The organism is Streptomyces sp. NPDC059853 (genome assembly GCF_042731495.1).
Lineage (GTDB): Bacteria > Actinomycetota > Actinomycetes > Streptomycetales > Streptomycetaceae > Streptomyces.
The window spans coordinates 1-10826 of record NZ_JBHWJL010000171.1; the positions used below are offsets into that span (position 1 = coordinate 1).

The following is a 10826-nucleotide window of genomic DNA, read 5'->3' on the forward strand; positions in this document are numbered from 1 at the left end:
GTCAGGAGGCGCTGCCGCCGTTCCCGGTCCGCGGCGCGTGCTGGGATCCGCGCAGCGTGACCTCCTTGATGAACAGGGTGATCACCAGCGCGAGCACCGCCGCCGGGGCGCCGAACAGGAACACGTCCCCGACCCCGTGCCCGTACGCCGTCTCCAGCACCGTGCGCAGCGGGTCGGGCAACTGGCTCAGGTCCGGGATGCCCCCGCCGCCGACCGCGCCGTCGCCCGCGTCCACACCGAGCCGCGCCAGCCCGTCCGCGGTGTACCGCCCCACCCGGTTGGCGAGCACCGCGCCCAGCGCCGAGACGCCGAGTGCGCCGCCGAACGAGCGGAAGAAGTTCACCACCGAGCTGGCCGCGCCCAGATCGGAGGGCTGCACCTGGTTCTGGGTGGCCAGCACCAGGTTCTGCATCATCATCCCGATGCCGAGCCCCAGCAGCGCCATGAAGACGGCGACGTGCCAGTACGGGGTGTCATACCGGATCGTGCCCAGCGCCAGCATCCCGGCGCTGATCAGCAGCCCCCCGGCGACCAGCCAGTTCTTCCACCGGCCGGTGCGCGAGATGACCCGGCCCGAGACGGTGGAGGAGATCGAGATCCCCAGGATCATCGGGATGGTCATGATGCCCGACATGGTGGCGGACTCGCCGCGCGCCAGCTGGAAGTACTGGCTGAAGAACACCGTGCCGCTGAACATCGCGATCCCGACGAACAGGGAGGTCAGCGAGGACAGCGTGATCGTCCGGTCCCGGAACAGCCGCAGCGGCATGATCGGGTCGGCCGCCCGCGCCTCCACCAGCACGAACAGCAGCGCCAGCAGCACCGCGCCGCCGGTCATCGCGGCCGTCTGCCACGAGGCCCAGGCGTAGGAGTCGCCGGCCAGCGTGACCCAGACCAGCAGCAGCGACACGGCGCCGGAGAGCAGCAGCGCGCCCAGCCAGTCGATGCGCACCGCGCGGCGCGCCACCGGCAGCTTCAGGGTGCGCTGGAGGACGACCAGGGCGATGGCCGCGATCGGCACCCCGATGTAGAAGCACCAGCGCCAGCCGAGCCCGGGGGTGTCGGTGATGACGCCGCCGATCAGCGGCCCGGAGACGGTGGCGGCGGCGAAGGTGGCGCCGAAGTAGCCGCCGTACCGGCCGCGCTCGCGCGGGCTGGTCATGGCGGCCATGATGATCTGCGCCAGCGCGGCGAGCCCGCCCACGCCGACGCCCTGGACCACGCGGACGGCGATCAGCGTCGCCGAGTTCTGCGACAGGCCGGCGATCAGCGAGCCGGCGATGTAGATGACGAGCGCCAGCTGGATCAGCAGCTTCTTGCTGAAGAGGTCGGCCAGCTTGCCCCACAGCGGCATCGAGGCCGTCATGGCCAGCAGCGTCGCGGTGATGACCCAGGTGTACGCGCTCTGGCCGCCGCCGAGGTCGGAGATGATGTGCGGCAGCGCGTTGGTGACGATGGTGGAGGAGAGGATGGCGGCGAACATGCCGAGCAGCAGCCCGGACAGCGCCCGCATGATCTCCCGGTGCGTCATGGCGCCGCCGTCCTCGCTACGGGTGACGGCGGCGTCGTGGCGCACGGGGGCTGGACGAGGTGAGGACATACGCGTCGGGTGCTTCTTCCCTGGTTGGTTCAGTCGGCCGGATCCGCCGGCCGGGAGCGGCAGCTGTCGAAGCTCGTCCGCAGGCGGATCAGCAGGTCATTGAGGTGTCCGACGTCCGCGGCGGACCAGTCGGCGAGGTAGCGGGCGAGGGCGTCGGTGTAGCGCCGGGACAGCTCGGCCAGCAGGGCCTCGCCGCTCGCGGTCACCCGCAGCAGCCGGGAACGCTTGTCGGCCGGGTCGGGCGTGCGCTCCACCCAGCCGCGGTCCACCGCGTGCGCGGCGTACCGGCTGGCGACCGAGATGTCCACGCCCAGCAGATCGGCGAGCCCGCCCATCCGCAGTTCCCCCTTGCGGGACAGCACGGAGATCAGTCCGAGGGTGGCGGGCGGGCAGTCGTGCGGCAGGGACCGCCCCATCTCACGGTTGATCGCCCCCACGGCCCACAGCTGGCGGCCCAGCTCCGCGTACGGAGCGGCGGGGTCGGTTCGATCGCGTGCGGGGATCTCGGTCACGGATTCGACCGTACGACAAGTTGCTTGCTACATGTAAATGGTTTGGGGAAAGTTTGACCCGGACTTCGTCAGCGCTTGGTGCCCAGCGGCGCGCGCACCAGCGTCTCGTCGGCGAAGCACCACTTCCAGTCCTCGCCCGGCTGCGCCGACTGGATGATCGGATGCCGGGTCCGCGCCGCGTGCTCGCTGGCGTGCCGGTGCGGGGAGTCGTCGCAGCACCCCACGAAACCGCAGGTCGTGCAGAGCCGCAGCGCCACCCAGTCGCTGCCGCGCGCCACGCACTCCGGGCACTCCTCGGCGTCCGTCTCGGTCACCCGGATCTGGTCCAGATGGGTGCACGAGGTGCTGATCGTCTCCTCGCGGACATAGGTCCAGTCCCGGCGCAGCAGCCAGTCCGGCATCACCCGCGCGAGGTAGCGGGAGTTCGCGGCGAGCAGCGGCGAGAGCACGGCCAGCACCAGCACGTACAGCGCCACGAACGGGCCGATCCGGGCATCGAGCCCGGCCGCCAGCGCCAGCGTCGCCAGGATGAGCGAGAACTCGCCCCGCCCCAGCACCGTCAGCCCGATGTTGGCGGCCCCGCGCTGGTTGAAACCGAACAGCCGGGCCGTGACGACCCCCGCGCTCAGATTGGCCACCACGGTCACCGCGACCGCCACCGCCACCGGCACCACCACCGCCCCCAGATGCCCGGTGTCGATACTCAGTCCGAACACCACGAAGAACACCGCCGCGAACACGTCCCGCAGCGGGGTCACCAGCCGCTCCACCCGCTCCCGCAGCCGGGTCCTGGCGACCACCAGACCGGTCAGCAGCGCCCCGATGGCATCCGAGACGCCCGCCTCCTGCGCCGTCCCGGCCACCAGGACCACCAGTCCGATGGTGACCACGGCCAGCACCTCGTCCTCGCGGGTGTCCAGCAGCCGGCCCACCGCCCGCGCCCCGAACCGGGCCACCAGCAGCAGCGCGGCCAGCATCCCGAAGCTCAGCGCGATGTCGCGGACGATCTCGCCGGTGGTGTCGCCGGCCGACAGCACGGGGGAGAGGAGGGCCAGATAGAAGGCGAGGAACAGATCCTCCAGCACGATGATCCCCAGGATCACCGGGGTCTCGGCGTTGGTGAGCCGGTGCAGTTCGATCAGCAGCTTGGTGACGATGGCGGACGAGGAGATGCCCAGCGCCCCGGCGACGACCAGCGCGGACGAGGCGCCCCAGCCCAGTGCGAAGCCGAACACCAGCCCGGCCGCCATGTTCAGCCCGATGTAGCAGCTCGCCGCGACCACCAGCCGCCGTCCGCCGCCCAGCACCTCGTCCACCGGGAACTCCACGCCCAGGTGGAACAGCAGCAGCACCAGCCCGAGCGCCGCGATCAGCGCCAGATCGGCCGGGTGCCGGATCAGGACCGGCCCCGGGGTGCCGGGACCGAGCGCGATGCCCACCAGCATGTAGCACGGCACCGACGGCAGCCCGTACCGGCGGGCCAGCCGCGCCAGCAGACCGGCGAGGAGGACGGCGGCGCCCAGACCGAGCAGATCAGCTTCCGGCACCCGACCGCCGCCCCCTCACGACTCGAAGAAGGTCGCCGACAGCACCGCGCCCACCTTGCGGGCCTGCTCCTCCGTCAGCTCCAGCACGGCGGTCGGGTCGGCCGAGCCGGAGGTGAAGACGTACAGATCGCGGACCCCGCCGGAGCGGATCACGACCGAGACCCGCTCGTCCTCGCGCTCCAGATCGATGTCGTACCGCTTGCCGACCCCCGGCAGATCCGTGACGTGTACGCCTTGGCCCATACCTGGCCTCCCTGGATTCGCCCGGATTGTCAAGGTTTGCTCAACGAGTATCACCCAGCCGGTCAACCAGCAGGGGGCGGGCGGGGTCCCTCCGGGTGATCGGTTAGCGTGGTGTGCCCGTTGGCGGAAGGAACCCGAGCCCATGACCCCTCGCAGGCCACGGAGGCGCGGGCGGCTGCTCGCGGGAGCGGCGGCCCTGGCCGTCGTCCTCGCCGGCGGCGCCACCTGGACGGTCGCCGCGGGCGACAGCGGACCCGAGGTCCACCGTCAGGACCGGATGGCCGAGATGCCCGCCGACGACGGCGAACCCGTCGCCATCGACACCTCCTACTTCACCGCGGGCGACCCCGGCACCCGCCGCCCGGCCGTCCTGCTCGGCCACGGCTTCGGCGGCAGCAAGGACGACCTGCGCGACCAGGCCGAGGACCTCGCCCGCGACGGGTACGCCGTCCTCACCTGGTCGGCACGCGGCTTCGGCGCCTCCGGCGGCCAGGTCGGCCTCAACGACCCCGCACGCGAGGTCGCCGACGTCAGCCGCCTCATCGACTGGCTGGCCGAGCAGCCCGAGGTCCTGCTGGACGCCGAGGGCGACCCCCGGGTCGGCATGAGCGGCGCCTCCTACGGCGGCGCGATCGCCCTGCTGGCCGCGGGCCACGACGACCGGGTGGACGCCATCGCCCCGCGCATCACCTACTGGAACCTCGCCGACGCCCTCTTCCCCGACGGCGTCTTCAAGAAGCTGTGGGCCGGGATCTTCTTCACCACGGGGCAGGGGTGCGCCAACTTCTCCCCCGAACTGTGCGCCATGTACGAACGGGTCGCGGTCAGCGGCGCCCCCGACGCCGAGGCCACCGCGCTGCTCACCGAACGCAGCCCGGCCGCCGTCGCCGACCGCATCGACGTCCCCGCCCTGATCGTCCAGGGCCAGCACGACTCCCTCTTCCCGCTGGACCACGCCGACGCCCTGGCCACCGCCATCGAGGCGAACGGCGCCCCCGTCGCCGTCGACTGGACCTGGTCGGGGCACGACGGCGGCATCTCCGAGGACGACCGGATCCAGGAGCGCGTCACCCGCTGGTTCGACCGCTATCTGAAGGACGACCCGGCCGCCGACACCGGCCCGGCCTTCCGCGTCACCCGCATCTCCGGCATCGACACCACCAACGGCGACACCCTGCTGCGCGGCGCCGAGGCCGCCGCGTACCCCGGCCTGGCCGGGGACCCGCGGCGGATCGCGCTCACCGGCTCCGCCCAGGACATCGCCAACCCGGCCGGCGGCACCCCGCCCTCGATCTCCGCCGTCCCCGGCCTCGGCTCCCTCAGCGGCCTCTCCACCCTGGGCATGGACCTGGCCCTCGACTTCCCCGGCCAGTTCGCGAGCTTCGACAGCGCACCGCTGGAGGAGACCGTCCGGGTCACCGGCGCCCCGGCCGTCCGGCTGCACATCGCCTCCGACGCGCCGGAGGCGGTGCTCTTCCTCAAGGTGTACGACGTCTCCCCGGACGGCAGCAGCCAGTCGCTGCCCGCCCAGCTGGTCACCCCCGTCCGGGTCACCGGCACGGACGGCGACGGCACCACGGCCGAACTGCCGCTGCCCGCCATCGACTACCCCTTCGAGGCCGGCCACCGCATGCGCCTGGTCGTCTCCACCACGGACCTCGGCTACGCCTCCCCGCCCGAGCCCGCCACCCACACCGTGACCCTCGCGGACGACGACGCGGCCCTGACCGTGCCCACCGCCCCGCAGGTCACCGCGCTCCCGGCCGCCCTGCCCTGGTGGACCTGGGCCCTCCCGCCGGCGGCCGCCGCCGTCGCGGTGCTCCTCCTGCTCACCGGCCGCCACCGCACCGCCCGCCGGGCACCCGCCCCGGACGAGCGGGCTCCGTCCACCGGCACCGCCCCGGTGCCCGCCCAGGACCCCGGCCCGCACGGCGGCCCGGCGGCCGATCCCGCCGTCCCGCTGCGCATCACCGGCCTCACCAAGCGCTACGCCGGCTCCGCCGACCGGTACGCCGTGCGCGACCTCGGCTTCTCCGTCGAGCGCGGCCAGGTGCTCGGACTGCTCGGCCCGAACGGCGCCGGGAAGACCACCACCCTGCGCATGCTCATGGGGCTGATCACCCCGGACGCCGGCGAGATCCGGGTCTTCGGGCAGCGCATCACCCCCGGCGCCCCCGTCCTCTCCCGGGTCGGCGCCTTCGTCGAGGGCGCCGGATTCCTCCCGCACCTGTCCGGCCGCGCCAACCTGGAGCTGTACTGGCGCGCCACCGGCCGCCCCGCTGCCGACGCGCACCTGGACGAGGCCCTGGAGATCGCCGGCCTCGGCGACGCCCTCGCCCGCGCCGTGCGCACCTACTCGCAGGGCATGCGGCAGCGCCTCGCCATCGCCCAGGCCATGCTCGGCCTGCCGGACCTGCTGATCCTCGACGAGCCCACCAACGGCCTCGACCCGCCGCAGATCCGCGAGATGCGCGAGGTCATGATCCGGTACGCGGCCCAGGGCCGCACCGTCATCGTCTCCAGCCACCTGCTGGCGGAGGTCGAGCAGACCTGTACCCATCTGGTCGTCATGGACCGTGGCCGGCTGCTCCAGGCCGGTCCCGTCGCGGAGATCGCCGGCTCCGGCGACACCCTGCTGGCCACCCTGGCCCGCCCCGTCCCCGACGAGCTGATCGAGCGGATCGCCGCCCTGCCCGGCGTCGCCGCCGTCCGCCGCGCGCCCACCGACGACGACGGACTGCTGATCCGGCTGGACGGCACCACCCCCGACGGCCTGCTCCCCGAGCTGGTACGGCTGGAGGTCCCCGTCGCCGCCATCGCCCCGCACCGGCGTCTGGAAGACGCCTTCCTCACCCTGATCGGAGGCGCGGCATGAGTGCCCCGACCGAGACCCTGGCCCCCGGCTACCGGCCGCACCGCACCCTCCCGCTGCGGGTCGAGGCCGCCCGCCAGCTGCGCCGCCGCCGTACCCAGGTGGTGGCCGGGGTCCTGATCGCGCTGCCGTTCGTGGTGGCAGTCGCCTTCGCCGTCGGCGGCGGACGCGGCGACCGCTCCACCTCCGGCATGATGGACGTGGCGACCCTCTCCGGGCCGAACTTCGCGGTCACCTGCCTCTTCCTGTCCGCCGGCTTCCTGCTCGTGGTGCCGGTGGCGCTGTTCTGCGGCGACACCGTGGCCTCGGAGGCCGGCTGGTCCTCCCTGCGCTATCTGCTGGCCGCGCCCGTGCCCCGCACCCGGCTGCTGATCAGCAAGCTGACCGTGGCTCTGGCGTTCAGCGCCGCCGCCATGATCCTGCTGCCGCTGATCGCCCTCGGCGTGGGCACTGCCGCCTACGGCTGGGGCCCGCTCCAGCTGCCCATCGGCGGCAGCATCGGCGAGGCCGACGCACTCGGCCGGATCGCGCTCATCACCGGCTACCTCTTCGTCAGCCAACTGGTCACCGCCGCCCTGGCGTTCTGGCTCTCCACCGTCACCGACGCCCCGCTCGGCGCGGTCGGCGGCGCCATCGGCCTCACCATCGTCGGGAACATCCTGGACGCCATCACCGCGCTCGGCGACTGGCGCGAATTCCTCCCCGCCCACTGGGCGTTCGCCTGGCTGGACGCCCTCCAGCCGCACGTGGAGTGGACCGGCATGCTCAAGGGCGCCTCGGTCTCGGTGTCCTTCGCCCTGGTGCTGTTCGCCCTCGCGTTCCGGGGCTTCCGCACCAAGGACATCGTCTCCTGACGCCCCACCGGTCCTGGGCCGTGCCGCCGGTACGGCCCGGGACCGGCCGCGTGCTGCCGTTATCGGCTGGCGCCGGGCGGCCCGGTTGCCCGAGGCTGGGCGGGTGACACCACCCCGGTACGAGATCCGCGCCCTGCACACCGCCACCACGGTCACCGTCTACCAGGCCTACGCCCCGGCCATCGGCCTGCCCGCCGCCCGGGACGGCCGCTTCCCGGCCGCCTGGAAACGGGACCGGATGACGTGGATCAAACCCTCCTTCCTGTGGATGATGTACCGCTGCGGCTGGGGCACCAAGGAGAACCAGGAGACGGTCCTCGCCGTCGAGATCACCCGCGAGGGCTTCGCGTGGGCCCTCGACCACGCCTGCCTGTCCCACTACGCCTCCGGCCTCCACCGCGACCACGCCACCTGGCGCCGCCGGCTGCGGGAGGCGCCGGCCCGGGCGCAGTGGGATCCCGAACGGGACCTGCGCCTCAAGCCGTTGCCCCACCGCTCGCTGCAACTCGGACTCACCGGCGAGGCCGCGCGCCGCTACGCGGACGAGTGGACCGTGTCGATCACCGACGTCACCGACCTCGCGCACACCGTCCACGCCCGGGTGCGGGCCGGCGACCTGGAGGCGGCCCGGCGCCTGCTGCCCGCCGAGCGCCCCTACTCCGTCCCCGACGGCGCCCTGAGCCATCTGCGGGCCGAACTGCCGCCCTTCCCGGCCCCGGCGGGGGCACCCGGCGCGTAACAGGGCACCGCACGGGCGGTGTCCGGCTTCTTGACGGGGCGGCGGTGCGCCTCCACCATGCCGATGGGAGCGCTCCCAAGAGCGTGTCCCTCCCCCCACCGATCCGTGGAAGGACAAGAGCCGTGTCCTCAGCACCTCCCGGTCGCCACCGCAGACGCCGGCTGCCCGCCGCCGGCGCCGTGACCGCCGTCACCGCCCTGCTCGCCGGTTCGCTCGTCGCCCTCACCTCGACCGGCACCGCCGGAGCCGACGAAACCGGCGAAGCCCCCGAACTCATCGTCAACGGCGACTTCGCCGACGGCACCGACCCCTGGTGGTGGACCGCCGACAGCCCCGCCGCCGTGGTCGACGGCCGGCTGTGCGCCGACGTCCCCGGCGGCACGATCAACGCCTGGGACGCCATCGTCGGCCAGGACGGCCTGCCCCTCACCGAGGGCGAGAGCTACACCCTGACCTACACCGCCACCGCCACCGCCCCGGTCACCATCCGCACCAACGTGCAGCTGGCCGAGGAGCCCTGGACCACCGAACTGGCCGCCGCCGACCCGATCGGCACCGGGCCCGACCCCGAGCCGATCAGCCACGTCTTCACCGCCAAGGCGGACTACACCGCCGCCCAGCTGGCCTTCCAGATCGGCGGCTACGCGGAGGCGTACACCTTCTGCCTGGAGAACGTCTCGCTGCGCGGCGGCGCCGAACCGCCGGTGTACGAGCCGGACACCGGCTCACCGGTCCGGGTCAACCAGGTCGGCTATCTCACCGCGGGCCCCAAGCAGGGCACCGTGGTCAGTGACAGCACATCGCCCCTGACCTGGTCCCTGCGGGACGCGGACGGCACGGAAGTGGCGACCGGCAGCACCACCCCGGCCGGCGTGGACCCCAGCTCCGACCAGCACGTGCACACCTTCGACCTCGGGGAGTTCGCCACCGCGGGCGAGGGGTACACGGTGGCCGTCGACGGCGAGGTGAGCGAGCCGTTCGCCATCGGCGACGACCTCTACTCCTCGCTGCGCACCGACGCGCTGGCGTACTTCTACCACAACCGCAGCGGTATCGAGATCGAGGCGCAGTACGTGGGGGAGGAGTACGCACGCCCCGCCGGTCACCTCAACGAGGGCGTCAACCAGGGCGACTACGACGTGCCCTGCCGCCCCGGTCAGTGCGACTACCGGCTCGACGCGCACGGCGGCTGGTACGACGCGGGCGACCACGGCAAGTACGTCGTCAACGGCGGCATCTCCGTGGCCCAGCTGCTCTCCTCCTACGAGCGCACCCTGACCGCCGACGGCGCCGACGGCGACGCGCTGGGCGACGGCTCCCTGGCCATCCCCGAGCAGGGCAACGGGGTGCCGGACATCCTGGACGAGGCGCGCTGGCAGCTGGAGTTCCTGCTGCGGATGCAGGTGCCGGAGGGCGAGCCGCTGGCCGGCATGGCGCACCACAAGCTGCACGACCGGCAGTGGACGGGCCTGCCGCTGCGCCCCGACCAGGACCCGCAGCCGCGGGAACTGGCCCCGCCGTCCACCGCCGCCACGCTCAACCTGGCCGCCGCCGCCGCGCAGTGCGCCCGGCTGTACGCCCCGTACGACGCGGAGTTCGCGCAGACCTGCGCGACGGCCGCCGAGACGGCCTGGGACGCGGCCGTGGCCAACCCCGAGCGGTACGCCTCGCCGGACGACGGCCAGGGCGGCGGCGCGTACTCCGACGACGACGTGCGCGACGAGTTCTACTGGGCGGCGGCCGAACTCTTCGTCACCACCGGCGAGGACGGCTACCGGCAGGCGCTGCTCGGCTCCGAACTGCACGGCGACACCGAGGCGGTGTTCCCGCCCGGCGGGCTGTCGTGGCAGTCGACGGCCGGTCTCGGCGCGCTCAGCCTGGCCACCGTGCCGAGCGCGCTGCCGGCCGGGGAGCGCGACGCGCTGCGCGCGCAGGTGCTCGAAGCGGCGGACCGGTTCGTGGCCGACTCGGCCGATTCCGCGTACGGGGTGCCCTTCCCGGCCGACGCCGGTTATGTGTGGGGCTCCAACAGTCAGATCCTCAACAACATGGTGGTGCTGGGCACCGCGCACGATCTGAGCGGGGACGACCGCTACCGGGACGCGGTGCTGCGCGGCTTCGACTATCTGCTGGGCGCCAATCCGCTGAACCTGTCGTACGTCACGGGGTACGGCGAGCGGTACGCGCAGAACCAGCACCACCGGTTCTGGGCGGCCCAGCTGAACCCCGCGCTGCCGCACCCGCCGCCGGGCAGCGTGGCCGGCGGGCCCAACCAGGAACTCCAGGACCCGATCGCCGAGGAGAAACTGGCGGGCTGCGCCCCGGCCATGTGCTACATCGACCACATCGAGTCGTACGCGACCAATGAGGTCACCATCTACTGGAACGCCCCGCTGGCCTGGGTCGCCTCCTACGCGGTCGACCTGACCGGCTGATCCGCCCCGGGTACGGGGCCGCGC

Annotated in this window: 8 protein-coding genes; 4 read left to right on the forward strand and 4 right to left on the reverse strand. The window is 73.2% G+C overall.

Features of this window, described 5'->3' with window-relative positions; translation table 11 throughout:
• Window position 1 precedes the first annotated feature (1 nt).
• From ACFV5N_RS17985 to ACFV5N_RS18000, 4 genes are all read right to left on the reverse strand, one after another.
• Window positions 2–1531 (reverse strand): MDR family MFS transporter, encoded by a 1530-nt coding sequence (locus tag ACFV5N_RS17985; RefSeq protein WP_385600517.1) that lies wholly within the window; start codon window positions 1529–1531, stop codon window positions 2–4.
• 98 nt (window positions 1532–1629) lie between these two features.
• Entirely contained in the window at window positions 1630–2112 is a 483-nt protein-coding gene (locus ACFV5N_RS17990; protein WP_385600501.1) for a MarR family winged helix-turn-helix transcriptional regulator, read from the reverse strand.
• Between the two features lie 68 nt (window positions 2113–2180).
• A complete protein-coding gene (locus ACFV5N_RS17995; RefSeq protein ID WP_385600504.1) occupies window positions 2181–3659 on the reverse strand; it encodes a cation:proton antiporter in 1479 nt (492 codons plus the stop codon).
• A 15-nt stretch (window positions 3660–3674) separates the two neighbouring features.
• Window positions 3675–3902 carry a potassium transporter TrkA gene (locus ACFV5N_RS18000; protein ID WP_385600505.1) on the reverse strand — a complete coding sequence of 76 codons (228 nt, stop codon included), beginning with the start codon at window positions 3900–3902 and terminating at the stop codon, window positions 3675–3677.
• A gap of 142 nt (window positions 3903–4044) precedes the next feature.
• On the opposite strand from ACFV5N_RS18000, the gene ACFV5N_RS18005 reads away from it, so the two are divergent.
• The 4 genes from ACFV5N_RS18005 (at window position 4045) to ACFV5N_RS18020 (ending at window position 10802) form a co-directional block, all read left to right on the forward strand.
• Window positions 4045–6777, forward strand: a complete 2733-nt coding sequence (locus ACFV5N_RS18005) for an alpha/beta fold hydrolase (RefSeq protein ID WP_385600508.1) — start codon at window positions 4045–4047, stop codon at window positions 6775–6777.
• Entirely contained in the window at window positions 6774–7628 is an 855-nt protein-coding gene (locus tag ACFV5N_RS18010) for an ABC transporter permease (RefSeq protein WP_385600511.1), read from the forward strand. The genes ACFV5N_RS18005 and ACFV5N_RS18010 overlap by 4 nt, the downstream gene beginning before the upstream one ends.
• Before the next feature lie 103 nt (window positions 7629–7731).
• Window positions 7732–8367 (forward strand): DUF4291 domain-containing protein, encoded by a 636-nt coding sequence (locus tag ACFV5N_RS18015; RefSeq protein WP_385600514.1) that lies wholly within the window; start codon window positions 7732–7734, stop codon window positions 8365–8367.
• A gap of 179 nt (window positions 8368–8546) precedes the next feature.
• Complete coding sequence (locus ACFV5N_RS18020; RefSeq protein WP_385600520.1) at window positions 8547–10802, forward strand: glycoside hydrolase family 9 protein; 2256 nt, start codon at window positions 8547–8549, stop codon at window positions 10800–10802.
• Window positions 10803–10826: the final 24 nt, after the last annotated feature.

Bases quoted from the DNA above. Each gene is read 5' to 3' on its own strand.
- ACFV5N_RS18005 (WP_385600508.1), top strand. From the start codon at position 4,045: ATGACCCCTCGCAGGCCACGGAGGCGCGGGCGGCTGCTCGCGGGAGCG.
- ACFV5N_RS18010 (WP_385600511.1), top strand. From the start codon at position 6,774: ATGAGTGCCCCGACCGAGACCCTGGCCCCCGGCTACCGGCCGCACCGC.
- ACFV5N_RS18000 (WP_385600505.1), bottom strand. From the start codon at position 3,902: ATGGGCCAAGGCGTACACGTCACGGATCTGCCGGGGGTCGGCAAGCGG.
- ACFV5N_RS17985 (WP_385600517.1), bottom strand. From the start codon at position 1,531: ATGACGCACCGGGAGATCATGCGGGCGCTGTCCGGGCTGCTGCTCGGC.